Origin of the sequence: Geodermatophilus sp. CPCC 206100 (assembly GCF_048569675.1) — a bacterium.
Lineage (GTDB): Bacteria > Actinomycetota > Actinomycetes > Mycobacteriales > Geodermatophilaceae > Geodermatophilus.
This window is the reverse complement of record NZ_JAQISV010000021.1, coordinates 25,632-51,918: the sequence shown is the minus strand read 5'-3', so window position 1 is coordinate 51,918 and position 26,287 is coordinate 25,632. Positions and strand designations below refer to the sequence as shown.

The window sequence follows — 26,287 nt, the reverse complement described above, 5'->3', positions numbered from 1 at the left end:
TGGGCCAGGTGCGACGGACCTCGCGTTGTCCATCCGCCGCCGGGCTCCCTAGTCTGGCAGCCCCCGAGGGAGGCGTGTTGTTCTACTGGTTCCTCAAGTTCGTGGCGATCGGCCCGGTCGTGAAGCTCGTGCTCCGTCCCCGCGTGGAGGGCGTCGAGAACGTCCCGCGCACCGGCGCCGCCATCCTGGCGAGCAACCACCTGTCCGCGGCGGACTGGGTGTTCATGCCGCTGTCGCTGCGCCGGCGGGTCACCTTCCTGGCCAAGGCCGAGTACTTCACCGGCCGGGGCGTGAAGGGCTTCCTGCAGCGCGCCTTCTTCTCCGGGGCCGGGCAGGTGCCCATCGACCGCAGCAGCGCCTCGGCCGCCGAGAACGCGATCCGCACCGGGCTGCGGATCCTGCGCGACGGCAGGGTGCTCGGCATCTACCCCGAGGGCACCCGCTCGCCCGACGGCCGGCTGTTCCGCGGCAAGACCGGGGTGGCCCGGATGGCGCTGGAGACCGGCGTCCCGGTCGTGCCGGTGGCGATGGTGTACCGCCCGCGCCGGCTGCCGCTGGTCGGGGCGCGGCTGCCCAGGGTGTGCGTCCGCTTCGGCGCCCCGCTGGACTTCGGCCGCTACGAGGGGCTGGCCGGTGACCGCTTCGTCGAGCGGTCGGTCACCGACGAGATCATGTACGAGATCATGACCCTGTCGTCCCAGGAGTACGTGGACGTCTACGGGGCCACGGTCAAGAAGTCGATGGACGCCACCGGCGCCAGCGCCTCGGAGGTCCTGCGGCGGCTGCAGCCGCCCGTCGACGAGGCCACCGACCGGGCTCCGGAGTCCCTGGCCGGCTGACGGCCCCGTCCCGGGTCCCACCCTGAGCCTGCGAGGGGTGGGAGGACGGGGTCCTTCTTCTCCTCCCCACCCCTCGCGTGCTCGGGGCGGTGCCCTGGAGGGGGCCACGAGCCGGGTCGCGGCGCTGAAGGCACCTCCCTCAGGGGCGCCACTCGTCGCGGTAGTGGGGGTGCGCGTCGTAGGTCTGCGCGATCAGCCGCAGGGCGTGGTCCATCGTGCCGCCGGTGAACCCCCGGCCCTCCAGGTCGCGGAAGTACTCGACCAGCTGCCGCTTGGTCTCGACGTCGCGGAGGACGTGCTCGACGAGCGCGCGGTTGGTCGGCGCCGGGCTCAGCTGCACGAACCGGGCGGCCTCCTCGTCCTCGTCGAAGCGGGCGAGCAGGAAGTCGACGAGTTCTGGGTGTCGCATGCGGGGGGTGTCCGTCTCGGGGGTCGGGGTCAGGAGGTCCAGCGGCCGGCGCGGCCGACGGCCTCGCGCCAGCGGTCGTGCCGCCCGTCGTCCCGGCGTCCGGGCACGGGCTCGAACCTCCGGTCGAGCGTCCAGGTCTCGGCCAGCTCCGCGGTGGTGGCCCACACGCCGGTGCCCAGGCCCGCGAGGAACGCCGCGCCGAGCGCCGTGGTCTCGGTGACCACCGGACGGCGGACCGGGACACCGAGCTGGTCGGCCTGCAGCTGCAGGAGCAGGTCGTTGGCGCTGGCACCGCCGTCGGCCGACAGCTCCGGCACCTCCAGCCCGGCCTCGGACACCATGATGTCGACGACGTCGCGCACCTCGAAGGCGATCGCCTCCAGCGTGGCGCGGGCCAGGTGCGCGCGGGTCGTCCCGCGGGTGATGCCGAGGATCGCGCCGCGGGCGTGCGGGTCCCAGTGCGGCGCGCCCATGCCGGTGAGGGCGGGCACGAAGACGACGTCGCCGGCGTCGGGGACGGTGCGCGCCAGCCCCTCGATCTCGGCGGCGGAGTCGATGAGGCCGAGGCCGTCGCGCAGCCACTGCACCGCGGCGCCGGTCACGAAGATCGAGCCCTCGAGGGCGTAGACCAGGCCGTCGCCGAGGTCCCACGCGACTGTGGTGAGCAGCCCGGCGTCCGACCGGACGGGGGAGGTGCCGGTGTTGGTGAGCACGAACGAGCCGGTGCCGTAGGTGCACTTGCTCGTCCCGGGCTCGAAGCAGGCCTGGCCGAACAGTGCCGCCTGCTGGTCGCCGGCGATGCCGGCCACGGGCAGCTGCAGGCCGAGGAACGCGTCGGGATCGGTGGTGCCGACGACACCGGAGCTGGGCACCACCTCGGGCAGCGCCGAGCGGGGGACGCCGAACAGCGCGCACAGCTCGTCGGACCAGCCGCCGGCGGTCAGGTCGTAGAGCAGCGTGCGGCAGGCGTTGCTCGGGTCGGTCACGTGCGCGGCGCCGCCGGTGAGCCGGCTGACGACGAAGGAGTCCACGGTGCCCAGCGCCAGTACCCCGCCGGCGACCCCCTCCCACAGGCCCGGCTCCTCGGCGGCCAGCCAGGCGTACTTGGTGCCGGTGAAGTAGGGGTCCAGCCGCAGGCCGGTCAGCTCCGCGACCCGCGGCTCGTGCCCGGCCTCGCGCAGCCGGTCGCAGACGGCGCTGGTCCGCCGGTCCTGCCAGACGATCGCCGGACGCGGCGCCCGGCCGGTGCGGCGGTCCCAGACGACGGCGGTCTCGCGCTGGTCGGTGAGGCCCACGCAGGTCGGCGGCTCGGGCGTGCCGGCCAGCGCCTGGCGGCAGGCGGCGAGGGTCGCCGTCCAGATGTCCTCGGGCTCGTGCTCGACCCAACCCGGGCGGGGGAACAGCTGCGCGAACTCGCGGTAGCCGCGCGCCAGGACGCCGCCGTCCTCGCCCACGACGAGCGCGGTCACGCCGGTCGTCCCCGCGTCGATCGCCAGCACCGGCATGAGCGGCAACCTAACGCGCCCCTACGGTGGGGGCGTGCGGCGGTTCTTCTACGACACCGAGTTCATCGAGGACGGCACCACGATCGACCTGGTGAGCATCGGCGTCGTCGACGAGACCGGGCGGGAGTTCTACGCCGTCAGCACCGAGTTCGACGAGCGCAAGGCGATCCCCTGGGTGCGCCGCAACGTGCTCGACCAGCTGCCGCCCCCCGCCGACCGGGCCTGGCGCAGCCGGCAGCGGATCCGCGACGACCTGCTGGCGTTCCTCACCGGCCCCGGCGAGGAGATCGAGCTGTGGGCCTGGTTCGGCGCCTACGACCACGTGGCGCTGTGCCAGCTCTGGGGGGCGATGCCGGCGCTGCCCCGGCCGATCCCGCGGTTCACCCGGGAGCTGCGGCAGCGCTGGGACGACGTCGGGCAGCCGCCGCTCCCGCCGAAGCCGGCCGGCGTGCACGACGCCCTGATCGACGCTCGGTACAACCTCGACCGCTGGCAGGCGATGGCGGCCGCCCGGACCTGACCCGCCCGGACCGCCCGGACCCCTCAGCCGCGCGGTGCCGCCTCCGCCGGCGACGCGGGCTGCGGTGCGGCCTCGGTCCTCGGCACCGGCACCCCGGCGCGCTGCATCTCGGTGAGCGCCGTGACCATCTGGGCGAACTCGTCGGAGTTGGGCGGCACGAAGTGCTCGGCCGAGGGGACCTGCTGCAGGACCGCCAGGAAGTCCTCGAGCGCCGTCCCGTCCGCGGCGGGCAGGTGGGAGGAGAAGATCCGGCGGGGCTGGATCTGGCGCACCCGGTCGAGGACCTGCCCGAACGCGGCCGGCTCGGTGAGGTGCACCCACGGCGAGTCCGACGTCGCCCAGCCGAGCATGCCCCCGGCCAGGGCCTCCGGCGGCACGTCCGAGGCCGACTGGGTCGGCTCCGGGATGATCGCCCCGAAGGCGTCGACGCTGAACAGGTCGCCCGTGGAGCGGTCGAGCAGGCCGGTGGACATCGGGTTGTCGAACAGCGGCGGGGCGACGGCGGTGAGGGTGCGGTCGCCCACGTCGAGGTCGTCGCCGAACCGGATGGCGTGCACCCGGTCCATCGGGAGCGGCCACCAGGTCGACATCCGCAACGCCGCGTAGCCGTGGGTGACCAGCCGCGCGCGCGGCGCCAGCTCCATGACCCGCTCGATGTTGCCGGTGTGGTCGGCGTCGTCGTGGGTCAGCCAGATCCAGCGCAACCGGCCGGGGTCGACGATCGCGCTCAGCGCGTCGACGAAGTCGTCGGCGTCGACGCCGAGCCCGGTGTCGACCAGCACCGGTTCCTCGGCGGTGATCACGTAGGCGTTGATCGGCAGGACGCCGACTCCCGGGAGCGCGAGGTTCGCGGGGAGCACGTGGACGTCGGCCGCGGCCTGGTAGGGACTGTCCATGGGACACCTCCGGCTGTCGTGCCAGCGGCGCCGACGCTAGGCCCCTCCGGTGCTGCCCAGCAGGGCCCAAGTGCTCCGTGGCGCGTCGGTCAGCCGCGCAAGTGCGCCCAGTCGCCGGGGGAGGCCCGCAGGTGCTCGGCCACCGTGCGCGCGGGGTGCCCGGTCAGCGCGGGGACGACGTCGGACACCGCCGCCATCTCCCCGGCGGCGATGGCCAGGTAGCTGCTCACCCAGCCCTCGATCTCCCAGTCGGGGTGCCCCGTGGGACGGCGGGTCGCCCATGCCTCCTCGACCGTCTGCCGGCGGTACTCGGCGGGCCGGCCGGTCACCTCGGCGAGGGCGGCGGCCGCCTCGTCGAGCGAGAGCGCCTCCGGGCCGGTCACGTCGAGGGTGCGGCCGTCGAGCGCGCCGGAGTCGTCGAGCAGGACGGCGGCGCCCACGTCGGCGAGGTCGTCGCGGGAGACGAACGCCGCGCGGCCGTCGCCGGCGGGGGCGGCGATGACCGCCCGCCCGTCCTCGAGGGTGGCGAAGAACGGCACGAAGTCGGCGTACACGGCGTGCCGGAGGACGGTGGCGCGGACGCCGGTCGCGGTGATCGCGTCCTCGGTGACCGCGTGCTGCCGGGCGAGGGTGAACACGGCGTCGGGGGCGGCCCCGAGGAACGAGGTGTAGACGACGCGCTGCACGCCGGCGTCCGCCGCGGCCCGGACGGCGGTGAGGTGCTGCTGCACGCGGTCCTCGGCCTCGGCCGCCGACACCAGGTAGAGGGTGTGCACACCGGCGAGCGCGGTCGTCAGCCCGGGGCCGTCGGCGTAGCCCCCGGGGGCGGCGGCCACCTCCGCGCCGGGCAGCCGCGGTGCGCGCACGGGGTCGCGGACGACCAGCCGCAGCCGGACGTCGGACCGCCCCGCCAGGCGCCGGGCGACCCGCCCGCCGAGGGTCCCGCTGGCCCCCGTGACGGCGACGGTGGGGCTCACGGGTGCATCCGGGGGAGGTACGGCATCATGGCCGCGACCAACGGCTGAGCAGCGACAACCCTTCCCGCGGAGGACGTACATGCGCATCGGCATCCTGACCGGCGGTGGGGACTGCCCCGGCCTCAACGCGGTCATCCGCGCGGTCGTCCGCAAGAGCGTCACGCAGCACGGCGACGAGGTCGTCGGCTTCCGCGACGGCTGGCGGGGCGTCCTGGAGGCCGACACGGTGCCGATGGACCTCGCCGCCGTCCGCGGCATCCTGCCCCGCGGCGGCACGGTGCTCGGGACCTCGCGCACCAACCCCTACGCGCTGGAGGGCGGCGCGGACCGGGTCATGTCCACCCTGGACCGGCTCGGCATCGACGCCCTCATCCCGATCGGCGGGGAGGACACCCTCGGCGTGGCCACCAAGCTGGCCGACGCCGGGGTCACCGTGGTCGGCGTCCCGAAGACCATCGACAACGACCTGGACGCCACCGACTACACGTTCGGCTTCGACACCGCGCTCGGCGTCGCGACCGAGGCGATCGACCGCCTGCACACCACCGGCGACAGCCACCACCGCACGCTGGTCGTGGAGGTCATGGGCCGGCACGCGGGCTGGATCGCGCTGCACGCGGGCATGGCCGGGGGCGCGACGGTCGTGCTCATCCCCGAGCAGCCCTTCGACGTCGACGCGGTGGTCGCGCACTGCCAGCACCGCTTCGACTCGGGCTACTCGCCGATCGTCGTCGTCTCCGAGGGCGCGGTGGCCAAGGACGGCGGCATGGTGCTCGCCACGGGGGAGAAGGACGCCTTCGGCCACGTCCGGCTCGGTGGCATCGGGACCGCGCTGGCCTCGCTCATCGAGCAGCGCACCGGCCGGGAGGCGCGCGCGGTGGTCCTCGGGCACGTCCAGCGCGGCGGCACGCCGTCCCCCTTCGACCGGGTGCTGGCCACCCGGTTCGGGCTGGCGGCGGTCGACGCGGTCCACGACGGGGAGTCCGGGGTCATGGTCGCGCTGCGCGGGACCGACATCGTGCGGGTGCCGCTGACGGCGGCGACGGCCCAGCTCAAGCTCGTCCCGGTCGAGCGCTACGCGGAGGTGGAGGTCTTCTTCGGCTGACCGGCGGGCACCCGTACCCTGTGGAGGCGTGACCCTCACCGACCCCGCGGATCTGGTCCCCGGCCTGGACCGGTGGCGGGATCTGCCCGCCGCCCAGCAGCCGGAGTGGCCGGACCGTGCCGCGCTGGACTCCGTCCTGTCCACCCTCTCGTCGGTCCCGCCGATCGTCGCCCCGACCGAGGTGGACGAGCTGCGCGGCCGGCTGGCCGAGGTCGCCCAGGGCCGGGCGTTCCTGCTGCAGGGCGGTGACTGCGCCGAGACGTTCGACCTGAACACCGACGCGCACCTGCAGAGCACCACCCGCACGCTGCTGCAGATGGCCGTCGTCCTCACCTACGGCGCGAGCGTGCCCGTGGTGAAGGTCGGGCGCGTGGCCGGGCAGTACGCCAAGCCGCGGTCGTCGAACACCGACGCGCTGGGCCTGCCCTCCTACCGGGGCGACATGGTCAACGCGCTGGAGCCGGTGCTGGAGCAGCGCATCCCGGACCCGTTCCGGCTGGTGCGCGCCTACGCCAACTCCGCGGCCGCGATGAACATGATCCGCGCCTACGCCCGCGGCGGCCTGGCCGACCTGCACGCGGTGCACGACTGGAACAAGGACTTCGTCGCCAACTCCCCGGCGGGGGTCCGGTACGAGGTCATCGCCCGCGAGATCGACCGGGCGCTGGCGTTCATGAAGGCCTGCGGGGTCGACGACACGGCACTGCGCGGCGTGGAGCTCTACAACAGCCACGAGGCGCTGATCCTGGACTACGAGCGCGCGCTGCTGCGGCTGCACGAGAGCCGCCCCTACGCCAGCTCGGCGCACTTCGTCTGGATCGGCGAGCGCACCCGCCAGCTCGACGGCGCGCACGTGGAGTTCATGTCGCGGATCGCCAACCCGATCGGCGTGAAGATCGGCCCGACGACGACGCCCGAGCAGGCGGTGGAGCTGGTCCAGCGGCTCGACCCCGACGGCGTCCCCGGCCGGCTGACCCTCATCAGCCGGATGGGCAACGGCAAGATCCGCGACGTCCTGCCGGCGATCGTCGAGAAGGTCACCGCCAGCGGCCACCAGGTCGTGTGGCAGTGCGACCCGATGCACGGCAACACCCACGAGTCCTCCACCGGGTACAAGACCCGGCACTTCGACCGCGTCGTCGACGAGGTGCTCGGCTTCTTCGACGTGCACCGGGCGCTGGGCACCTGGCCGGGCGGCATCCACGTCGAGCTGACCGGTGAGGACGTCACCGAGTGCCTCGGCGGGGCGATGGAGATCTCCGACGAGGACCTCAACAGCCGCTACGAGACGGCCTGCGACCCCCGGCTGAACACCGGCCAGTCGCTGGAGCTGGCGTTCCTGGTCGCGGAGATGCTGCGTGGCTGACCTGATCGACCTGCGGTCGGACACCGTCACCCGGCCGACCGCCGGGATGCGCCGGGCGATGGCCGAGGCCGAGGTCGGGGACGACGTCTACGCGGAGGACCCCTCGGTCCGTGCGCTCGAGGAGCGGACGGCGGAGCTGTTCGGCCACGAGGCCGCGCTCTTCGTGCCGTCGGGGACCATGGGCAACCAGATCGGCATGCGCCTGGTGTGCGAGCCCGGCCAGGAGGTGCTCTGCGACGCCGACGCCCACGTGGTCACCTACGAGATGGGCGCGGCGGCGGCCGTGTTCGGCATCTCCACGCGCACGGTGGTCTCCGACGGCCGGGGGTGGCGGGGCGGGACAGGGACCGGCCGGCTGGACGCCGAGCAGCTGATCGCCCAGGTCCGCCCGCGGGGTGACTGGCACCTGACCGCCACCGCCGCGGTCGCCGTGGAGAACACCCACAACCGCGGCGGCGGGCTGGTGCAGCCGCTGGATCAGCTGGAGCGGCTCTGGGCCTGGTCGCGGGAGGCCGGCGTGGCCGTCCACCTCGACGGCGCCCGGATCTGGAACGCGCACGTCGCCTCGGGCGTGGACCTCGCCACCTACGGCCGGCTGGCCGACACCGCGTCCGTCTGCTTCTCCAAGGGCCTGGGGACGCCGGTCGGGTCGGTGCTCGTGGCCTCGGCGGAGCGGATCGCGGCAGCGCGGCTCTGGCGCAAGCGGCTCGGGGGCGGGATGCGCCAGGTCGGCGTGCTGGCGGCGGCCTGCACGTATGCCCTCGACTCCCACTTGGGCCGCCTGGCCGAGGACCACGAGCACGCCCGGCTGCTGGCCAAGCGGCTCGGCGTCGACCCGGCGACGGTCGAGACCAACATGGTGGTGCTGGACGACGTCCCCGCGCCGGTGGTGGCCGAGGCCGCCAAGGCCCAGGGCGTGCTGGTCTCCCAGGTGAGCCCGCGGCGGGTCCGCCTCGTCACCCACCTCGACGTCGACCGAGCCGGCGTGGAGCGGGCCGCGGACGTCCTCGCGGGGCTGCTGGACCGCTGACGCGGGACGGGCCCGCACCCCGGTCGGGGGTGCGGGCCCGTCGCCGCGTGCGGAGGACTACTCGGTGCCGGTGGCCTGCTGCTCGACCTGGCTCGCCAGGTACAGCTGCTCGCCGAGGGTGTCCAGCAGGTGCAGCTGGGTCTCCAGGTAGTCGATGTGGTGCTCCTCGTCGGTGAGGATCTCCTCGAACAGGTTCTTCGAGACGCGGTCGCCGACCGACTCGCAGTAGGGGATCGCCTCCCGCAGCCGGGTGAGGACCTCGACCTCGACGGCCATGTCCGACTCGAACTGCTCCCGGACCGTCTGCCCGATGCGCAGCGGCAGCAGCCGCTGGTAGTTCGGCAGGCCCTCCAGGAAGAGGATCCGGTCGGTCAGCCGCTCCGCGTGGGTCATCTCCTCGATGGACTCCTTGCGGGTGTAGGCGGCGAGCCGGTTGTAGCCCCAGTTCTCCTGCATCTTCGCGTGCAGGAAGTACTGGTTGATGGCGGTCAACTCGCTGGTCAGCTGCTCGTTCAGGTACTCGATGACCCGTGCGTCGCCCTGCATGCGCTCCTCCTCGGCTCGGTTGCGGCCGAGGCTAGCGGGGCCCGGTGAGGACGGCGCCACTCAGGTCGACCTCAGCATGGGCAGCCTGACCTCAGGCGGCGGGCTCGACGATCTCCAGGCCGTGCAGCGGGTTCGCGGCGCGCAGCCGGTCGCAGATGCGGTCGAGGCAGTTGCCGCAGCCGGTGCCGGCGCCGCTGACGTCCCCGACCTCCTCCTCGGTGCGCGCTCCATCGGCGATCACGTCGGCCAGCTGGGTCTCGCTGACGGCGAAGCAGATGCAGACGTACACACGCGCTCCCGGGGCAGGGGAAGGAAGGCCCGCCTAACTTAGCCCAGCCTCACCGATGTGCCAAGGGGTGGCGGACGGATCCGTCCGGGATCCCGAGAGGGGTGATCAGCACGCGTCCGTGGTGGGAGGGGAACCCGTTCCGGCAGCCGTGCGCGGGAGGTGATCACCCGGAGTGCGGGTCAGGCGGCCTCCGCCGCCCGGACGCCGGCGTCGCGCAGGGCGACGAGCAGCGCGATGTCGGCGGCGTGCCCCGCCCACGGGGTGCCGTCGCGCTCGCTCGGCGTCTCGACGACCACCGGGACGCCGGCCATCGCCGGGTGCGCCAGCAGCTCGGCGAACGGGCCGGTGCCGTAGTCGCCGCCGCCCATGGTCCCGGCGCCGATGGTCGTGTGCCGGTCCCGCTTGGAACCGCAGGCGTCGAGGCTGTCGTTGGCGTGCACCAGGCCCAGCCGGCCGGGGCCGACGGTCGCCTCGAGGGCGTCCAGGGTGGCAGTCATGCCCCCGGGCACCGAGACGTCGTGGCCGGCCGCCCAGGCGTGGCAGGTGTCGAAGCAGACGCCGACCAGCGGGTGGTGCTCCAGCGCGTCGAGGTAGGGGCCGAGGTCCTCGACGGTGGCCGCCAGCGACCGGCCGCCCCCGGCCGTGGGCTCGACCAGCAGCCGCGGGCCGTCGTCCGGCACGGTGTCCAGCACCGGGAGCAGCCGCTCGTGCAGCTGGCGCAGCGCGTCCTCGTAGCGGTCCTCGCCGACGGCCGACCCGGCGTGGACGACGACGCCCTGGCAGCCCAGCTGCGCGCCGCGGGCCAGGTTGTGCGCGATGGAGGCGATCGACTGCTCGACGGTCGCCTCGGTGGGGGAGCCGACGTTGACCAGGAACGGCGTGTGGATGAACGAGGGCACCCCGCGCTCGGCGCAGCCGGCGGTGAACAGCGCGTCCTGCCGCGGGTCGCCCGCGGTCAGCTTCCAGCCGCGCGGGTTGCCGACGAAGACCTGGACGGCGCGCGCGCCGACGGCGTCGGTGTAGGCGAGGCCGCCCTTGGCCAGGCCGCCCTTGATCTGGATGTGCGCGCCGATCGGCGGCAGGGAGGGTGCGGTGTGCAGGGTGCTCAGTCCTATCCGAAGGTCACGAGGATCGTCACCCGGGTGCCGGTGTCGACCACCTCGCCGGCCCGCGGGGTCTGCCGCAGCACGCGGTCGCCGAAGAACTGGCTGACCTCGACCTGCAGCCCCGCGGCCTGGAGCGCGGCCGTGGCCTCCTCCTGGGTCTTGCCGACCACGTCGGGCACCGGCACCTGCGGCACCCCGACCGACACCTGGATGGTCACGCTGCTCTGGTACGGCGCCTGGGTGTTGGGCCCAGGCTGGACGGCCATGACCTCGCCCCGGTCGACGTCGGCGCTGCGGCCTTCGGTCCGCTGGACGGTGAAGCCCAGGTTGGTGAGGTTCGTGGTCGCCGCCTCGGGCGTCAGCCCGACGACGTCGGGGATGGTGACCGGCGCGCGCCCGCGGCTGACGAAGATGGTCAGCGGCTGGTCGCGGACCATCTGCGTCCCGGCCTCGGGCTCGAACCCGGTGACGTGACCGACGGGGATGTCGTTGTCGTAGTCCTGGACGACGGAGGACACCACCGGGATCGTCTTCCCGATCTCCGCCTGGACCTCCTCCAGCGGCCGGCCGACCATCGCCGGGTCCACCTGGAAGCGCTCGGCGCCCTTGGAGACGACCAGCCGCACGTCGGTGCCGCGGATCGCGTCGCCGCCGTCGGGGGAGGCGGAGATGACGGTCCCGGCGGGGATGTCCTCGCTGAACTGCTCCTCGCAGCAGTCCGGGTCCAGCCCGGCGCCCTGCAGCAGGTCGATCGCGGCCGCCTGGTCCTTGCCGGCCAGCTGCGGCACCGTCGTCCACCGGCCGGAGCCCAGCCACCAGCCGACGGCGCCGATGGTGATCGCCAGCAGCAGGACGAGGGCGACGGCGAACCGGGCGCGGCGGCGGCGGATGTGCTGCGGCACGCCGGGCCGGGCCCGCTCGGGCGCCGGTCGGCGGCCGGCGACGTCGGTGGTCGGGCCGGGGCCCATCCCGGGCAGCATCGAGGTGCGCGAGCCGCGACCGCCGGGCCGCGTGCCGCCGCCGGTGAGCACCGTGGTGCCGTCGGCGGGGCCGGGGTCGCTGGGGTGGCGCGGGCGGCTGGGCCGGTTGGTGGGGCGCAGCGTGCCGGGGCCGGCGGTGCTGCGGCCGGTGGGCACCGGGACCCGCTCGATCCCGAGGTCGCGGCGCACGTCCTCGAGGTCGGCGAGGAAGGCGGCGGCGTCCAGCGGCCGGACGGTGGGGTCGCGGCGGGTGGTGCGGGCGACCAGGTCGTCGACCTCCCACGGGATGCCCGGCACCTCGTCCGACGGCGTGGGCATGTCGTGGTGCACGTGCTGGTAGGCCACCGCCAACGGGGTGTCCCCGCCGTAGGGCGGGTGGCCGGTGAGCATCTCGAACAGCACGACCCCGGCGGCGTAGACGTCGCTGCGCCCGTCGGCCTTGCCGCGCTCGAGCTGCTCGGGGGAGAGGTAGGCGACCGTCCCGATGAGGACCCCGCCGGTGTGGCTGGTCTGGCCGGTGCCGGTGAGCGCGCGGGCCAGGCCGAAGTCGGCCACCTTCACCACGCCGTCCTGACCGATGAGGACGTTCTCCGGCTTGATGTCGCGGTGCACGATGCCGGCCCGGTGCGCGGCCGTGAGGCCGGCCAGCACGGGCTCGAGGACGGCGAACGCCTCGCCGACGGTGAGCCGGCCGCGGGCCTGCAGCAGGTCGCGGAGGGTGCGGCCGCGCACCAGCTCCATGACGAGGAAGACCAGGCCCTGGTCGCTGCCCTGGTCGCTGACGGACACCACGTTGGGGTGGCTGAGCATCGCCGCGGCCCGCGCCTCGCGGGTGAAGCGGTCGACGAAGGTCGGGTCGTGCATGAGGTGCTCGGCCATGACCTTGACCGCGACCGTGCGGTGCAGCCGCAGGTCGGTGGCCGCGTAGACGGTCGACATGCCGCCGCGCGCCAGGCGCTCCTCGAGGCGGTATCGCCCCTCGAGAACGAGGCCGACCACGGGGTCGGTCACGGCGGTGTCCACTCGGTCGAGTGTAGGAGCGGAGCCTGTCTCCGCAGGCCGCACACGCGGGGAGGGCCGCTGTGGCGGTTCACCCGTCACACCGGCCCCCCGTTACCCGTCAGCCCTGGCCCTGCCGCCCGGCCCCACGGTGGGGCAGGAGTGCTCCTACAGGTCGAGGCCGGGGTACAGCGGGTGCTTGTCCAGCATCTCGGCGGCCGCGGCGCGGGTCCGGCCGGCCAGGCCCTCGGCGGTCGCGTACCCGGCCTTGGAGGCGGAGCCGTCGCGCGTGGCGGCCGGCGTGGTGCCCGACAGCACGTCGACGATCAGCTCGGCGGTGCGGTCGAACTCCGCCGCACCGAAGCCGCGGGAGGTCAGCGCCGGCGTGCCCAGCCGGACGCCGGAGGTGTACCAGGCGCCGTTCGGGTCGGCCGGGACGGCGTTGCGGTTGCTCACGATGCCCGCGTCGAGCAGCGCCGACTCGGCCTGCCGGCCGGTGAGCCCGAAACCGGAGACGTCGATGAGCACCAGGTGGTTGTCGGTGCCGCCGGTGACGAGCTTCGCGCCGCGCCGGGTCAGCCCCTCGGCGAGGCTCTGCGCGTTGTCGGCGACCGCCTGCGCGTAGTCGGCGAACTCCGGACGGCGCGCCTCGGCCAGCGCCACGGCCTTCGCGGCCATCACGTGCGGCAGCGGGCCGCCGAGCACCATCGGGCAGCCGCGGTCGACCGCGTCGGCGTACTCGGGCTGGGCCAGCACCATGCCGCCGCGCGGGCCGCGCAGCGACTTGTGGGTGGTACTGGTGACCACGTGCGCGTGCGGCACCGGGTCGAAGTCGCCGGTGAGCACCTTGCCGGCCACCAGCCCGGCGAAGTGGGCCATGTCGACGACGAGGGTGGCGCCCACCTCGTCGGCGATCTCGCGCATCCGGGCGAAGTCGACCCGGCGCGGGTAGGCGGAGTAGCCGGCCATGAGGATCAGCGGCCGGAACTCCCGCGCCCGCGCCCGGACGGCGTCGTAGTCCAGCAGCCCGGTCGCCGGGTCGGTGCCGTAGGAGGACTGCTCGAACATCTTGCCGCTGATGTTCGGGCGGAAGCCGTGGGTGAGGTGGCCGCCGGCGTCCAGGGACATGCCCAGCATCCGCTGGTCGCCGAGGGCGCGGCGCAGCGTCCTCCAGTCCTCGTCGGTGAGCTCGTTGACGTGCCGCACGCCGGCCCTCTCCAGCGCGGGGGACTCCACCCGCGAGGCGAGCACGGCCCAGAAGGCGACGAGGTTGGCGTCGATGCCCGAGTGCGGCTGCACGTAGGCGTAGGGCGCCCCGAACAGCTCGCGGGCGTGCTCGGCGGCCAGCGCCTCGACGGTGTCGACGTTCTGGCAGCCGGCGTAGAACCGGTGCCCGACGGTGCCCTCCGCGTACTTGTCGCTCAGCCAGTTGCCCATGGTGAGCAGCACCGCGGGGCTGGCGTAGTTCTCGCTGGCGATCAGCTTGAGCGAGGCCCGCTGGTCGGCGAGCTCGGCACCGATGGCCGCGGCCACGCGCGGTTCGATCGCGCCGATGACCTCCAGCGCGCTGCGGTAGGCCGCCGCTGCGGTGGCGGCGTCGTACGGGGCTGTGACGTCGGTCATGCGGACTCCAGCGCGGGTGTCGACTCAGGGGGTGCCCAGGCGCCCGGCGGGGTCGTGCGGGCCGCTCCCCGGTGGTCGCTCCCACCTCGATGCGCCAGTCACGGCCCCACCCGATGCTACCGAGGGCCGCGCGGGCGCAGCGGACGGCGTCCCGGGCGCCGGGCCGGGGGAGCGCCATAGGCTCGGTCGTCATGGAGACGTTCACCCCCGCCGAGGTCGCGGCCGTCCTGGGGGTCTCGCCGAACCGGGTCCGTCAGCTGCTGCGCGAGCGCCGGCTCATGGCCGTGCCCGGGAGCGGCAACAGCCGGATCCCGGCCGACTTCTTCCAGGACGGCGCGGTCCTCAAGCACCTGCCCGGCCTGATCACCGTCCTCAGGGACGGCGGGTTCAGCGACGAGGAGGTCTTCGAGTGGCTGTTCCGCGCCGACGAGTCGCTGCCCGGCACCCCGGTGCAGGCGCTGCGCGACGACCGGCACACGGAGGTCACCCGCCGGGCCCAGGCCCTGGCGTTCTGACGGCGCGCGCGTGGGGCACCTGACGTACCTGGCACTCCTGGCCGGGTGCCTGGTCGTCACCGCGCCCCTGGAGCTGGTGCTGCGGGTGCGGGTCTACGCCCGCTGGCGGCGGCTGTTGGTGGCGGTGGTGCCGGAGTTCGTGGTGTTCGTCGCGTGGGTGCTCTACGCGATCGCGCAGGGCCACTGGGACTACTCCGGCGAGCTCACCCTCGGCGTCCGGCTGCCCGGCGGCATCCCGGTCGAGGAGGTGCTGTTCTTCCTCGTCGTCCCGCTGTGCTCGGTGCTCGCCCTGGAGGCGGTGCGGCGCGTGACGGGGTGGGACGCGGGGTACCCCGCCCAGGAGGCCGAGCGGTGAGCTACTCGACCCTGGCCGTCGTCGCGGTGGTCGCCGTCCTCGTCGTCGACCTGGCCGTCTACCGGACCCGGATGGTGACCCGGCGGGTCTTCTGGGTCGCCTACGCGATCGTGATCACCTTCCAGCTGCTGATGAACGGCGTGCTCACCGGCCTGGGGGTGGTGACCTACGACCCGGAGGCCATCTGGGGCCCGCGGATCGCCTACGCCCCGGTGGAGGACCTGCTGTTCGGCTTCGCGATGGTCACCCTGACCCTGGCCAGCTGGGCGGCGGTCAACCGGCGGGCGAACACCGCCAGGCGGCGCGGCCTGGACACCCGCACCCGGCGGTCGAGCACCCGGTAGTCGGCCCGCTCGATCTCGGTGAGGATGCCGCCGTAGAGGTCGGTGGCCGCCCGCACGCAGTCGCGGGACTCCGGCGCCAGCATCGGCGTCCCCGGGGCGGCGTCGTCGTAGCGGCGCCGGACGATCGCGACCATCTCCCGCATGAGCGCGGCGAACCGGGCGTCGTGCCGCCGCTCGGCCAGCTGCTCGCGGGTCACCCCGTGCGCGGCCATCAGGTCGGCGGGCAGGTAGACCCGGCCGCGGTCGACGTCCTCGGCGACGTCGCGCAGGAAGTTGGTCAGCTGGAACGCCTCACCCAGGGCGATCGCGTGCGGCGCGGCCTCCTCGCGGGTCACGCCGGGCGCCGTGCCCAGGACCGGCAGCACCTGCAGCCCGATCACCGACGCGGAGCCCCACATGTAGCGGTCGAGGGCGGTCATGTCGGCGTAGCCGGTGACCTCCAGGTCGCTGGTCATCGCGGCGAGGAAGTCGACCAGGTGCTCGACCGGGATCCGGTACCGGCGGTAGGTGTGCACCAGCGCCAGGCGCACCGGATCGTCGGACCAGCCGCCCTCCAGCTCCGCCAGCACCGCGCGGGACCAGTCGGCGAGGTCGCCGGCCGGGTCCGCGCCGGGGTGGTCGACCAGGTCGTCGGCGGTGCGCGCGGCCGCGTAGAGGGCGTGGACGGCGGGGCGCCGGTCGGGGGTGAGCAGCCGGGTGGCCAGGTGGTAGCTCTTGCCGTGCTCGGCCGCGATCGCCGCGCAGTGCCGGTAGGCGGCGTCCAGCCGGGCCTGCCGCTCGGCCAGGGTGAGCGGACGGTCCAGCGCCGTCACCGCGGCACCGGCCCGGTGATCCGCTCGGCGGCGAGCCGGCCGCTGATGACGACCATCGGCACCCCCACGCCCGGCTGCACCGACGACCCGGCCAGGACGACGTTCTCCGGGCCGCGGCGCGGCAGGGTGGGCATCCGGAAGGGCCCCGTCTGGCCGAAGGTGTGGGCCAGCGCGAACGGCGTGCCGGCCGCCATGCCCTGCGCCGCCCAGGTCAGCGGGGTGTCCACGTGCTCCACCTCGATCGCGCCGGACAGCCCGGTCCAGCCGCGGGCCTCGAGCACCGCCAGCACCTCGTCGCGGTAGCGGGGACCCAGCTCCGCCCAGTCGAGGTCGGGGTTGCCGCCGCTGCGCCGGTCCAGGTTGGGCGTGGGCGCCACGATGCTGAGCACCTGCCCGCCGTCGGGGGCCAGGCTGCGGTCGGTGCGCGAGGGCATGCTGACCAGCAGGCTCGGGTCGGTCATCGGCCGCCCGTCGCGGGTGAGCTCGCGGAACACCTCCGCCCAGGAGGCGCCGAAGCTGATCGTGTGGTGCGCCTGGCCGGGCAGCTCGGCGCGCACGCCCACGTGCAGGGCGACGCAGGAGGGCGAGTACACCGGGCGGCGCCGGCGGGTCAGCCCGGGCACCAGCCGCTCGGGGGCGTCGACGGTGACCACGACCGCGTCGGTGGGCAGCCGCTCGCCGTCGTCCAAGAGCACGCCGGTGGTGCGGCGACCGGACGTCTCCAGCCCCGTGACACCGGTGCCGTACCGGAACGCCACCCCCGCGTCGGCGGCCGCGGCGGCCAGGGCCCGCGGCACGGCGGCGATCCCGCCCACCGGGTGCCAGACCCCGGCGCCGATGTCGAGCTGGGCGATGACGGCGTAGGCGGCGATCGCCCGCTGCGGGCTGACCCCGGCGTACAGGGCCTGGAAGCTGAACAGCCGGCGCAGCCGGTCGTCGGTGAAGGCCCGCCCGACGTGCCGGGACAGCCGCCCGAACCCGCCGCGGCGCACCAGCGTGAGGAGCTCGGGGCCGAGCAGGTCCAGCGGGGTGTCGAGGTTGCGGTCGATGAAGGTGTCCAGCTGTAGCCGGTACAGCTCGGCCAGGTCGGCCAGGTAGCGGCGCAGGGCGAGCGCCTCGGCCGGACCGCACAGGGCCGCGACCTCGGCGGCGAACGCGTCCGGGTCGGCGTGCACGTCGAGGTGCGAGCCGTCGGCGAACTGCGCCCGGTAGGTGGTGTCCAGCCGCACCAGGGGCAGCCGGTCCTCCAGCTTCTCGCCGACCGCGGCGAGGGTGTCGGCGACCAGCTCCGGGGCGGTGAACACCGAGGGCCCGGTGTCGAGGGCGTAGCCGCGCTCCTCGATCCGGCCGGCGCGCCCACCGGGGCCGGGGCCGCGCTCGACGACGGTGACCTCGCGGCCGGCGCCGCGCAGCCGCAGGGCGGCCGACAGCCCGGCCAGGCCCGCGCCGACGACGACCACGCGGTCGGTGCGCCCGGGGACGGTGCGCACCATCAGGCGGTGCGGGAGGTGGCGGCGACGGCCAGCGCGTCGAGGGCGGCCCGCGCGTCGTCGGCGATCGGTGCCTGCGCGATGGCGGTGCGCGCCAGGTGCGTGCGCTCGGCGATCCGCTCCTCGACGCGGGACCGCGCGCCGGTCCCCTCGATGAGCGCGCGCAGGGCGTCCAGGTCGTCGGCGGCGGCGTCCGGGTTGCCCAGGTGCTCGGCGAGCAGGCGGCGGCCGGCGGCGTCCGTGGCCTCCTCGGTGAGGGCGATGAGCAGCGTCTGCTTGCCCTCGCGCAGGTCGTCGTCGGCGGACTTGCCGGTCACCGCCGGGTCCCCGAACACCCCGAGCACGTCGTCGCGCAGCTGGAACGCCTCTCCGAGGGGGAGGCCCACGGCGGTGTAGGCGTCGATGGCCTCCGGGCCCGCCCCGGCGATGGCCGCCCCGAGCTGCAGCGGCCGCTGCACCGTGTACCCGGCGCTCTTGTACCGGGCCACGGTCAGCGCGCCCTGCGGCCCCGGCAGGCCGCCGGCGGCGCGCAGCAGGTCCAGGTACTGGCCGGCGGTCACCTCGGTGCGCATGGTGTCCCAGACGCCGCGGGCCCGGTTGAGCGCGGCGGGCGACAGGCCCGAGCGGCGCAGCAGCTCGTCGGACCACACCAGCGCGAGGTCGCCGACGAGGATCGCCGCGCCCACGCCGAACGTCTCGCCGTCCCCGGCCAGCCGGCCGTCCCCGTGCCGGGTGGCGAACCCGACGTGCGTGGCCGGGCGGCCGCGGCGGGTGAGGGCGCCGTCCATGACGTCGTCGTGGACCAGCGCGCTGGCGTGCACGAACTCCAGCGCGGCCACGGCGCGCAGCACCGCCGCGTCGTCCTCGCGCGGGCCCTCGGGGCACACCCCGCGCCACCCCCAGTAGGCGAACAGCGGGCGCAGCCGCTTGCCGCCGTCGGCCAGCGCGCGCACCTCGTCGACGACCGGCAGCAGGGCGTCGTCCATGGCGCCCAGGGTGTCGCGCTGGACGTCGAGGAAGCCGGCCAGCGCCGCCGCGACCGCGGCCCGGACCCGGTCCAGCTCGGCGACGGAGAGCGGTGGCGCCGGGGGAAGCACGGAGGTCTGGCGCTGCTGCGCCCCGGCGGTCATCGCCCAAGTATCGCCCGGGTCGGTGTGGGGGGCCCCCGCAAGCCGGGGTTCCGCGGTCAGGGTCAACGCCACCAGCCTCCAGCGTCGGAACGGAGCACTCGCCGCTCCTCCTTCGCCCGGACCGCGACCGGTGGATGCAGGCCCGGGGACGTCGATGTCGGCCGGCCGATCGCGACCGGGCCGAGCGCGGCGGCGGTCGCGGCCGCCGCCCGGCGCAGCGCCTCCCGCTCCGCGGCGTACCCCCCGAGGACACCCACCACCGGGATGTTGGACAGGAACCGGTGCCGCAGCTTGCCCTTCGGGCGGGCGTCGAGGGTCTCGTCGATGCGGCTGAGCAGCCGGGCCACGCGCCAGAGGATGCGCGCGTTGCCGCGGAACCCGGCGCGCTGCTCACGGGCGCCGAACGCCTCGTCGGCGTAGGTGCCCCGGGCGCGCTGCAGCAGCGGCTCGACCCGGTCCGCGGACAGCTCCCGGCCCAGCAGCACCCGGGCCAGCAGGGCGACGCGCTCGGCGGGTGCCTCGACCCCGTGCTCGCTGGCGACGCCGCCGACGACGAGGGCCTGCACCGCCGCGCCGACGGTGTTCTGCAGCGGCAGCAGGTCGGCGAGCTTGCCGGCGAACCGCGGGGCGGCGCTCACCCCGGCGGCGAACCGGGAGGCCCGGTGGGCCCACCACTGGTCGCGCTCGGCCTGCGGCAGCGCCGGTGGCCGGCCCAGGCGCCGGATCAGCGGAGCGGTGAGCCGGTCGACCCGACGGAGGACGTCGACGACGACCGCGTCGCTCATGGGAGGGGCCATGGCCGGGGCCTACCCGCAGAGGGGGCGGGCCCATGCGTGCGGCGGGTCTCTCCGGGTGTTCGTACCCGGATGCTCGTGCTCTGCCCACCAGTGGGGGCAGAGCACGAGCGTCGGTCAGGACCCGTACCGGACGGAGTCCGGCGGCTCGGCCAGCGGCGCCCGCGTGCGGGTCATCAGGTCGACCAGCTCGGTCATCGCCATCCGGACGCCGGCGATCTCGTCGGCGACCGTCCCGATCCCACCGTCCCCGCGGGGGAGCGCGGCGGAGGTCTCGATGGTCAGCCCGTCGATCTCGGCCGCGGTGCGCTCCAGGCGCTCCAGGTCGCCGAGCGTGCGCAGCTCGGCCGACAGCAGCGCCGCCTGGTCGCGGTAGCGGATGAGGGCGTCGGCGCGGCGGCCGAGCTGGCGGGCGGCGGTCTCGAGGGCGGCCAGCTGGCGGTCCCAGTACTCCGCCGCCGCGCCGGCCGGGCGGACGCCGAGGGACACCCGGGCCTGCCGGATCCGCAGCGCCAGGTCGACGATCTGGTCGACCTCGGCCTGCCCGTCGAAGGCCGCCCGGCTGCGCGCGAGGAACGGCGAGTGCCACGCCGGCTCGCGCACCGTCTCCGCCCACGCCCGGCCGGCCGCGGCCGCGACCCGCGCCTCGGTGGTGTCCCACGCGCCCAGTGACGCCTCGGGCGAGAGCGACAGCGGCGCGGCCGGCGCCACCATCGGCCTGCGCTCCCGGCGCGCGCGGTGGACGGCGACCCCGGCCAGCGGCACCAGCAGCCCGATCCCGAAGGTGAGGAAGAAGAGGAGGGCGGCGAGGACGAGCTGCTGGATCGGCGGCAGCCGCAGCCACTCCTGGCCGATCCGGTCCAGCCAGTCCTGGCGCACCGCGGCGTCCCGGAGCTGCACCCAGCCCGGCGCCGGGACCCCGGGCGGCTGCGGGGTCCGCGGGGTCCGGAGCACCACGAGCTGGCCGCCGGTCAGGTAGCGCGTCGGCCACAGCGCCCCGGCGTCCGGCATGTCCTCGGTCCTCCCGCCGCGACCGGGTCCCCCCGGCCGTTCCGCACCCGTCGACGCCATCGTCCCAGGGGGCGGGGCCGGGAGGCCCGGGCCGCGCCGGTCCTCCGGGCGCAAGGGGACCCCAGCGGGACGTAACTTGGGCGGCATGACCGCGTGGGCGCACGGGGCGGTCCGGCGCTGGGCGGTCGTCGGGGCGCTGGTCGGTGTGCTGGTCGGGCTGCCCGCGGTCGTGGCCGCGCTGCCGGCCGAGGACGCCGACGTGCCCGCCGCCCGGCTGCGCGACGCGGCCCTCGCCAGCGGGAGCGTCGGCCACTCCGGGTACGCGGTCTCGGCCGGCGGGCTCAGCCTCCCGGTCACCGACCGGCTCACCCGCGTCGCCGACCTGCTCAGCGACCGGACGACGATGCGGGTGTGGTGGCGGGGGCCCGACGAGCACCGGGTCGACGTGGTGACCGCGGCCGGGGAGACCGGGGTGCACCGCGATCCGGGCGGCACCTGGACGTGGGACTTCGAGACGTTGACCGCCGCCCGCGGCGAGCCGGCGTCCCTCGCCCTGCCGGCGCCGCCCGACCTGCTGCCCGCGCCCCTCGGGCGGCGGCTGCTCTCCGAGGCCGCCGACGAGGAGCTGACCCGGATCGGGGCGCGCCGGGTGGCCGGCCGCGACGCGCTCGGCCTCCGGCTGGAGCCGGCCGAGGAGGCGGCGTCGGTGGACCGCGTCGACGTCTGGGTGGACCGGGCCACCGGGCTGCCGCTGCAGGTGCAGGTCGTCGCCGAGGGCGCCCGCACGCCCGCGCTGGACACCCGCTTCCTCGACCTGGACCTCGCCGTCCCCGCGGCGTCGGTGGTGGCCTTCACCCCGCCGCCGGAGGCGTTCGTGGGTGCGGCACCGGACACCGCCGACCTGGTGGCCGAGGCCGGGCGCCGGGCCGGGCGGCTGCCGCTGCCCCTCGAGCTGGCCGGGCTGGGCCGGCGCCCGCTCGAGGGTGTGCCGGCGGCGGTCTGGGCGTACGGCCGCGGGGTCACGCTGCTCGCGGTCGCCTCCGTGCCGCCGCGGCTGGCCGGCGGCCTGCGGGCCGCCATGCGGAGCAGCCCGGAGGCCGTCACCGACGACCTCGGGGTCCGGCTCTCGGCCGGGCCGCTGGGCCTGATGGTCGTCGACGTGCCCCGCGGCGGGGCCTACGTCCTGACCGGCACGGTGACCCTCGACGCACTGGCGGCGGCCGCCGCCGCCCTGCCGGGGGCCGCGCCGTGATCCGGACCCGGGAACTGGTCAAGCGGTACGGGCGGCTGCGGGCCGTGGACGGCATCGACCTCGACGTCCGCGCCGGGGACGTCTACGGCTTCCTCGGCGCCAACGGGTCGGGGAAGACGACGACGGTGCGGATGCTGCTGGGGCTGGTGCTGCCCACCAGCGGCGAGGTGGAGCTCCTGGGCGAGCGGATGCCGCGCGCCGCCCGGCGGGTGCTGCCGCGCGTGGGTGCGCTCGTCGAGGGGCCGGCCCACCACGGCCACCTGTCGGGCCGGGCGAACCTCGCGCTCATCGACGCCGCCGGGCCCGGCGGACCGCGGCGCACCCGCGGGCGGCGGATCGACGAGGTGCTCGAGCAGGTCGGCCTGGCCGGGGTCGGCCGCCGTCCGGTGCGGGCCTACTCCCTCGGCATGCGCCAGCGGCTGGGCCTGGCCGCGGCGCTGCTGCGGCGCCCGGAGCTCCTGGTCCTCGACGAGCCGACCAACGGGCTGGACCCCCAGGGCATCACCGAGATCCGCGAGCTGCTCCTCGAGCTGCACCGGGGCGGGACGACGGTGTTCCTCTCCAGCCACCTGCTGGCCGAGGTCGAGCAGCTGTGCAGCCGGGTCGGCGTGCTCGACCGCGGGCGCCTCGTCCTGCAGGACGACCTGGCGAGGCTGACCGCGCCCACGGGCGCGACGGTCGTCGCCACGCCCGCCGCCGAGCAGGCGCAGGCGGTGCTGGACGGCCGGGTGCTCTCCGTCGACGGCACGCGGGTCGTCGTGCGCGGGGCGGACCCGGCCGAGGTCAACGCGCTGCTGGTCGCCGCGGGGGTGCCGGTCATCGGGCTGGCGCTGCAGCGGCCCACGCTGGAGGAGGTGGTGCTGGCCGCGGCCGGCACCAGCCCCGACCGGGTGGAGGCCCCGCGGTGATCGGGGTCGAGCTGCGCAAGCTGTTCCGCCGGCCGCGGACCTGGGTGACCATCGCCGTGCTCAACGCGCTGCCGGTGCTGGTCGCGGTGCTGCTGCAGCTCACCGACCTCGCGCCGCGGCCGGGGGAGGGCCCGCCGTTCCTGTCCGCCGTCCTCACCAACGGGTCGCTGTTCCCGCTGGCGGCGCTGGCGATCGTGCTGCCGCTGTTCCTCCCGATCGCCGTCGCGGTGGTGGCCGGCGACTCGGTGGCCGGGGAGGCGCAGGCCGGGACGCTGCGCTACCTCCTGGCCCGCCCGGCCGGCCGGACCCGCCTGCTCGTGGCCAAGCTGGTCGCGGTGGTCGCCTTCGTGCTGGTGACCGTCCTGGTGGTCGCCGCGGTCGGCTACCTGGTCGGGACGACGCTGTTCGACGCGCAGCCGGTCGCGGGGACCTCGGTCTCGGGCACCTCCCTCACCCAGGAGGAGCTCGTCGTCCGGACGCTCCTGGCGATCGGCTACGTGACGGTCTCCATGCTCGGCGTCGCGGCGTTCGGGCTGTTCTTCTCGACCTTCACGGACTCGCCGCTGGCCGCCGCCCTGGGCGCGCTCGCCGTGCTCGTCGCGTCCTCGCTGCTGTTCACCCTGGACGCCGCCTCGCCGATCGCGCCGTACCTGCCGACCCGGTACTGGCTGGCGTTCGTCGACCTGTTCCGCGACCCGGTCCTGTGGCGCGACCTCACCCGCGGGCTGGCCCTGCAGGGCGTGTACGTCGGCGTGCTGCTCGCCGCGGCCTGGGCGAACTTCACCACCAAGGACGTCACCTCGTGAAGGACCCCCTACAGGGTCCCGCCGCGAGCCCGAGAGGGGTGGGGGGCAGGGGGTCCTCTCTCAGCCGCCCAGGCGCGCGCAGTCGGCCGGGCCGAGCGGGACCGGGTCCCCGGCGGCGAGCTCGGCGACGACCATCGCCTGGACCAGCGGGTCGCGCGGGAGGTCGCCGTGCCCCACGCGGGCGCCCGCGCAGACCGACTGGACCGGCAGGTCGAGCGCACCGTCGAGGCGGGCGGACTCCGGCGGGGTCACCGTCTGGTCCTGCGTCGTCCAGATCGACACCCAGTCGGGGCCTTCGGGGGTCTCGTCGCCCGCATTGAGGGCGGCGAGCAGCGGGCTGCCCGTGGTCATCTGCCGGCAGGCCTCCGGGCACTGGTCGGGGGCCACGGTGCCGGCCAGGTCGGCCAGCGAGGTCCCGTGGTGCGGCGAGCCGAGGGTCACCACCCGGCGGGCGACGTCGGCACCGCCGTCGGCGACCCACAGCCGGGCGACCACCCCGCCGGCCGAGTAGCCGACGACGTCGACGCTGCCGGCGCCGGTCCGCTCCCGCGCCGCCGCGGCGGCCTTGGCCAGGACGTCGGCGGAGGCCTCGAGGTCGCCGGTGCCGTTCCCGGGCAGCTCGACGACCGTGGCGTCCCGCCCCTCGGCGGTCAGCCGGTCGGCCAGGGGGCGCAGCGACGCGACCGACCCGCCGTAGCCCGGTACCAGCAGGACCGGGCCGGGCTCCGGCCGGTCCACGGACTCCCCGGCGGCTCCGGTCGGCCGGCCGGCCAGCAGCACCGCGCCGAGCACCAGGACGGCGGCGACGGTGACGACCAGCAGGCCGATCACCAGGCGGCGGCGGGCGGGGGAGAGGCCGGCGAGCACCCCTCCACTGTCCCTGTCGGTGCCGCCCGCCGCCGCGCCTGGTGGACTGCGGGGGTGTTGAGCCGCGAGGAGTACCTGGCCGCGTGGTCGGCGTGGCACGGCGGAGCCGACGCCACCGGCAGCCGGCTGGTTCGCGGCTGGCTGTCCGGCGCCTACGCCCTCGCCCGGCCGCTGGCCGGCGTGCCGCCGCTCGCGGCCACCGCGCTCGGGCTGGCCGTCGCCGTGCTCGCCGTCTGGCCGGCCTGGCTCGGCGGCCCGTGGCTGGTGGCCGCCGGCGTCCTCGTCGGGGTCTCGGCGGTCCTGGACTCCCTGGACGGGGCGTTGGCCATCGCCACCGGCCGGGCCTCGCGCCGCGGGTTCGTGCTCGACTCGGCGGTGGACCGGCTCAGCGAGGCCGCCTTCGCCGCCGCGCTGTGGGTCGCCGGTGCACCGGGCTGGCTGGCCGCGGCCTTCGGCGCGCTGTGCTGGCTGCCCGACTACCTGCGCGCCCGCGCCGGGCAGGCCGGCGTCACCGAGACCGGCGCGGTGTCGGTCTGGGAGCGGCCGACGCGGGTGGCGATGACCGGGTTCACCCTCGGCGGGGCCGGCGTCCTCTCGGGCCTGGACGTCGTCGCCGCGGTCGTGACCTGCGGCACCGCGGTGGGCTGCCTGCTCGGCGTCGTCGGGGTCGCGCAGCTCGGGACGGCGCTGCGCCGGGCGCTGGCCGGCTGACGTCCGTGCGGCGTGGCCGCCCGGCTGCTCCTAAGGTGTGCGGTGCCCGCCACCCGCCGTTCACCGGGCGCGCCCCGCGCCGGACGTCCCGCCCACCGCCGTACCGAGGGAGCGCTCCGTGCCCGTCGTCGTCACCGGATCCATCGCCACCGACCACCTCATGACCTTCCCGGGGAAGTTCACCGAGCAGTTCGTCGAGGGGCAGATGGAGAACGTCTCGCTGTCCTTCCTCGTCGACGACCTGGTCCAGCACCGCGGCGGCGCGGGCGCCAACATGGCCTACGGCCTGGGCCTGCTCGGGCTGGGCCCGGTGCTCGTCGGGGCCGTCGGCAGCGACTTCGCCGACTACGAGGCGTGGCTCGGCCGGCACGGGGTCGACACCGGCAGCGTGCACTGGTCCGAGCTCAAGCACACCGCCCGGTTCGTCTGCACCACCGACGCGGCCAACAACCAGATCGCGTCGTTCTACTCGGGGGCCATGAGCGAGGCCGCCTCCATCGAGCTCGCGCCCGTCGCCCGGCGGGTCGGCGACCCCGACCTGGTCGTGGTCGGCCCCAACGACCCGAAGGCGATGGTGCGCCACACCCAGGAGTGCCGGGACCGCGGCTACCGGTTCGCCGCCGACCCGAGCCAGCAGCTGGCCTGGGCCGACGGCGAGATGATCCGCGACCTGGTCGACGGCGCCGACGTGCTGTTCACCAACGAGTACGAGGGTGCGCTGCTGCTGCAGAAGACCGGGTGGACCGCCGAGCAGGTGCTCCACCGCGTCGGCGTGTGGGTCACCACGCGGGCGGCGGACGGCGTGCTGGTCCGGCAGGCCGACGCCGAGCCGATCTCGGTGATCGCCGTTCCGGAGACCAAGCCGGTGGAGCCGACCGGCGGCGGGGACGCGCTGCGGGCCGGCTTCATCGCCGGGCGCACGTGGGGGCTGGGCCTCGAGCGGGCCACCCAGTTGGGGTCGGCGGTGGCCACCGAGGCGGTCGAGGTCATCGGCACCCAGGAGTACGAGCTGCACCGGCAGCCGTTCCTCGAGCGGTTCGCCGCCGCGTTCGGCGCGGACGCGGCCGACGAGGTCGCCCCGCACCTGCCCTGATCCGGCCGG

General features: G+C 75.6%; 27 protein-coding genes, 1 pseudogene and 1 riboswitch. Of the genes and pseudogenes, 13 read left to right on the top strand and 15 right to left on the bottom strand.

The window, feature by feature from the left end; all coding sequences use genetic code 11:
* Positions 1 to 74: 74 nt before the first annotated feature.
* A complete protein-coding gene (locus PGN05_RS11985; protein ID WP_419752770.1) occupies positions 75 to 839 on the top strand; it encodes a lysophospholipid acyltransferase family protein in 765 nt (254 codons plus the stop codon).
* Between the two features lie 139 nt (positions 840 to 978).
* On the opposite strand, the gene PGN05_RS11980 is transcribed toward PGN05_RS11985, so the two are convergent.
* Together PGN05_RS11980 and glpK are read right to left on the bottom strand one after the other, a co-directional pair.
* Entirely contained in the window at positions 979 to 1,248 is a 270-nt protein-coding gene (locus PGN05_RS11980) for a DUF6221 family protein (RefSeq protein WP_419752769.1), read from the bottom strand.
* A 29-nt stretch (positions 1,249 to 1,277) separates the two neighbouring features.
* On the bottom strand, positions 1,278 to 2,753 hold the full coding sequence (glpK, locus tag PGN05_RS11975; protein ID WP_419752768.1) for a glycerol kinase GlpK: 1,476 nt from the start codon (positions 2,751 to 2,753) through the stop codon (positions 1,278 to 1,280).
* A 34-nt stretch (positions 2,754 to 2,787) separates the two neighbouring features.
* On the opposite strand from glpK, the gene PGN05_RS11970 reads away from it, so the two are divergent.
* Positions 2,788 to 3,273 carry a polyadenylate-specific 3'-exoribonuclease AS gene (locus PGN05_RS11970; protein ID WP_419752767.1) on the top strand — a complete coding sequence of 162 codons (486 nt, stop codon included), beginning with the start codon at positions 2,788 to 2,790 and terminating at the stop codon, positions 3,271 to 3,273.
* Positions 3,274 to 3,296: 23 nt separating this feature from the next.
* Here the strand turns inward: PGN05_RS11970 and PGN05_RS11965 are convergent, their stop codons facing one another.
* The gene (locus PGN05_RS11965; protein ID WP_419752766.1) at positions 3,297 to 4,169 is read right to left on the bottom strand and encodes an MBL fold metallo-hydrolase; all 873 of its coding nucleotides are present in this window, start codon (positions 4,167 to 4,169) and stop codon (positions 3,297 to 3,299) included.
* An 89-nt stretch (positions 4,170 to 4,258) separates the two neighbouring features.
* Positions 4,259 to 5,146, bottom strand: a complete 888-nt coding sequence (locus PGN05_RS11960) for an NmrA family NAD(P)-binding protein (protein WP_419752765.1) — start codon at positions 5,144 to 5,146, stop codon at positions 4,259 to 4,261.
* A 79-nt stretch (positions 5,147 to 5,225) separates the two neighbouring features.
* Here PGN05_RS11960 and PGN05_RS11955 point away from each other — a divergent pair, with 79 nt between their 5' ends.
* The 3 genes from PGN05_RS11955 to PGN05_RS11945 are packed head-to-tail and all read left to right on the top strand — an operon-like array spanning position 5,226 to position 8,647.
* Positions 5,226 to 6,251 (top strand): 6-phosphofructokinase, encoded by a 1,026-nt coding sequence (locus tag PGN05_RS11955; protein WP_419752764.1) that lies wholly within the window; start codon positions 5,226 to 5,228, stop codon positions 6,249 to 6,251.
* 28 nt (positions 6,252 to 6,279) lie between these two features.
* On the top strand, positions 6,280 to 7,617 hold the full coding sequence (locus PGN05_RS11950; RefSeq protein WP_419752763.1) for a class II 3-deoxy-7-phosphoheptulonate synthase: 1,338 nt from the start codon (positions 6,280 to 6,282) through the stop codon (positions 7,615 to 7,617).
* Complete coding sequence (locus PGN05_RS11945) at positions 7,610 to 8,647, top strand: threonine aldolase family protein (protein WP_419752762.1); 1,038 nt, start codon at positions 7,610 to 7,612, stop codon at positions 8,645 to 8,647. The genes PGN05_RS11950 and PGN05_RS11945 overlap by 8 nt, the downstream gene beginning before the upstream one ends.
* Before the next feature lie 57 nt (positions 8,648 to 8,704).
* On the opposite strand, the gene bfr is transcribed toward PGN05_RS11945, so the two are convergent.
* From bfr to PGN05_RS11920, 5 genes are all read right to left on the bottom strand, one after another.
* Positions 8,705 to 9,193: a bacterioferritin gene (bfr, locus tag PGN05_RS11940; RefSeq protein ID WP_419752761.1), complete on the bottom strand. Its 489-nt coding sequence runs from the start codon at positions 9,191 to 9,193 to the stop codon at positions 8,705 to 8,707.
* 91 nt (positions 9,194 to 9,284) lie between these two features.
* Entirely contained in the window at positions 9,285 to 9,482 is a 198-nt protein-coding gene (locus PGN05_RS11935; protein WP_419752760.1) for a (2Fe-2S)-binding protein, read from the bottom strand.
* Positions 9,483 to 9,661: 179 nt separating this feature from the next.
* Complete coding sequence (locus PGN05_RS11930; RefSeq protein ID WP_419752836.1) at positions 9,662 to 10,543, bottom strand: deoxyribonuclease IV; 882 nt, start codon at positions 10,541 to 10,543, stop codon at positions 9,662 to 9,664.
* Positions 10,544 to 10,593: 50 nt separating this feature from the next.
* Positions 10,594 to 12,591 carry a Stk1 family PASTA domain-containing Ser/Thr kinase gene (gene pknB, locus PGN05_RS11925; protein WP_419752759.1) on the bottom strand — a complete coding sequence of 666 codons (1,998 nt, stop codon included), beginning with the start codon at positions 12,589 to 12,591 and terminating at the stop codon, positions 10,594 to 10,596.
* 144 nt (positions 12,592 to 12,735) lie between these two features.
* Positions 12,736 to 14,190: a glycine hydroxymethyltransferase gene (locus PGN05_RS11920; protein ID WP_419752758.1), complete on the bottom strand. Its 1,455-nt coding sequence runs from the start codon at positions 14,188 to 14,190 to the stop codon at positions 12,736 to 12,738.
* 26 nt (positions 14,191 to 14,216) lie between these two features.
* Positions 14,217 to 14,302, bottom strand: a riboswitch (ZMP/ZTP riboswitch).
* A 79-nt stretch (positions 14,303 to 14,381) separates the two neighbouring features.
* On the opposite strand from PGN05_RS11920, the gene PGN05_RS11915 reads away from it, so the two are divergent.
* From PGN05_RS11915 to PGN05_RS11905, 3 genes and pseudogenes are all read left to right on the top strand, one after another.
* The gene (locus tag PGN05_RS11915) at positions 14,382 to 14,705 is read left to right on the top strand and encodes an Rv2175c family DNA-binding protein (protein ID WP_419752757.1); all 324 of its coding nucleotides are present in this window, start codon (positions 14,382 to 14,384) and stop codon (positions 14,703 to 14,705) included.
* A 10-nt stretch (positions 14,706 to 14,715) separates the two neighbouring features.
* Positions 14,716 to 15,060: a lycopene cyclase domain-containing protein gene (locus PGN05_RS11910; RefSeq protein WP_419752756.1), complete on the top strand. Its 345-nt coding sequence runs from the start codon at positions 14,716 to 14,718 to the stop codon at positions 15,058 to 15,060.
* Positions 14,979 to 15,266: pseudogene (locus PGN05_RS11905) on the top strand (hypothetical protein); the annotation flags it as partial. The gene PGN05_RS11910 and the pseudogene PGN05_RS11905, both read left to right, overlap by 82 nt.
* Here the strand turns inward: PGN05_RS11905 and PGN05_RS11900 are convergent.
* The 5 genes from PGN05_RS11900 to PGN05_RS11880 form a co-directional block, all read right to left on the bottom strand.
* The gene (locus PGN05_RS11900) at positions 15,263 to 16,216 is read right to left on the bottom strand and encodes a phytoene/squalene synthase family protein (protein ID WP_419752755.1); all 954 of its coding nucleotides are present in this window, start codon (positions 16,214 to 16,216) and stop codon (positions 15,263 to 15,265) included. The pseudogene PGN05_RS11905 and the gene PGN05_RS11900 sit on opposite strands and share 4 nt — an antisense overlap.
* Positions 16,213 to 17,709 (bottom strand): phytoene desaturase family protein, encoded by a 1,497-nt coding sequence (gene crtI / locus PGN05_RS11895; RefSeq protein ID WP_419752754.1) that lies wholly within the window; start codon positions 17,707 to 17,709, stop codon positions 16,213 to 16,215. Before crtI ends, PGN05_RS11900 begins: the two co-directional genes overlap by 4 nt.
* Entirely contained in the window at positions 17,709 to 18,836 is a 1,128-nt protein-coding gene (locus PGN05_RS11890) for a polyprenyl synthetase family protein (protein ID WP_419752753.1), read from the bottom strand. Before PGN05_RS11890 ends, crtI begins: the two co-directional genes overlap by 1 nt.
* 62 nt (positions 18,837 to 18,898) lie before the next feature.
* On the bottom strand, positions 18,899 to 19,633 hold the full coding sequence (locus tag PGN05_RS11885; protein WP_419752752.1) for a hypothetical protein: 735 nt from the start codon (positions 19,631 to 19,633) through the stop codon (positions 18,899 to 18,901).
* A 114-nt stretch (positions 19,634 to 19,747) separates the two neighbouring features.
* Positions 19,748 to 20,641: a hypothetical protein gene (locus PGN05_RS11880; RefSeq protein WP_419752751.1), complete on the bottom strand. Its 894-nt coding sequence runs from the start codon at positions 20,639 to 20,641 to the stop codon at positions 19,748 to 19,750.
* Positions 20,642 to 20,786: 145 nt separating this feature from the next.
* On the opposite strand from PGN05_RS11880, the gene PGN05_RS11875 reads away from it, so the two are divergent.
* Genes PGN05_RS11875 through PGN05_RS11865 form a run of 3 tightly spaced genes read left to right on the top strand, consistent with a single transcriptional unit; the run spans position 20,787 to position 23,607 of the window.
* A complete protein-coding gene (locus tag PGN05_RS11875) occupies positions 20,787 to 21,893 on the top strand; it encodes a sigma-E factor regulatory protein RseB domain-containing protein (RefSeq protein ID WP_419752750.1) in 1,107 nt (368 codons plus the stop codon).
* Positions 21,890 to 22,801, top strand: coding sequence for an ABC transporter ATP-binding protein (locus tag PGN05_RS11870; protein WP_419752749.1), 912 nt, complete (start codon positions 21,890 to 21,892; stop codon positions 22,799 to 22,801). The genes PGN05_RS11875 and PGN05_RS11870 overlap by 4 nt, the downstream gene beginning before the upstream one ends.
* Entirely contained in the window at positions 22,798 to 23,607 is an 810-nt protein-coding gene (locus PGN05_RS11865) for an ABC transporter permease (RefSeq protein ID WP_419752748.1), read from the top strand. The genes PGN05_RS11870 and PGN05_RS11865 overlap by 4 nt, the downstream gene beginning before the upstream one ends.
* A 60-nt stretch (positions 23,608 to 23,667) precedes the next feature.
* On the opposite strand, the gene PGN05_RS11860 is transcribed toward PGN05_RS11865, so the two are convergent.
* Positions 23,668 to 24,474, bottom strand: coding sequence for a lipase family alpha/beta hydrolase (locus PGN05_RS11860; RefSeq protein ID WP_419752747.1), 807 nt, complete (start codon positions 24,472 to 24,474; stop codon positions 23,668 to 23,670).
* 54 nt (positions 24,475 to 24,528) lie between these two features.
* Here PGN05_RS11860 and PGN05_RS11855 point away from each other — a divergent pair, with 54 nt between their 5' ends.
* Complete coding sequence (locus tag PGN05_RS11855) at positions 24,529 to 25,185, top strand: CDP-alcohol phosphatidyltransferase family protein (protein ID WP_419752746.1); 657 nt, start codon at positions 24,529 to 24,531, stop codon at positions 25,183 to 25,185.
* A 118-nt stretch (positions 25,186 to 25,303) separates the two neighbouring features.
* Positions 25,304 to 26,278, top strand: coding sequence for a carbohydrate kinase family protein (locus tag PGN05_RS11850; RefSeq protein WP_419752745.1), 975 nt, complete (start codon positions 25,304 to 25,306; stop codon positions 26,276 to 26,278).
* The last annotated feature ends 9 nt before the right edge of the window (positions 26,279 to 26,287 follow it).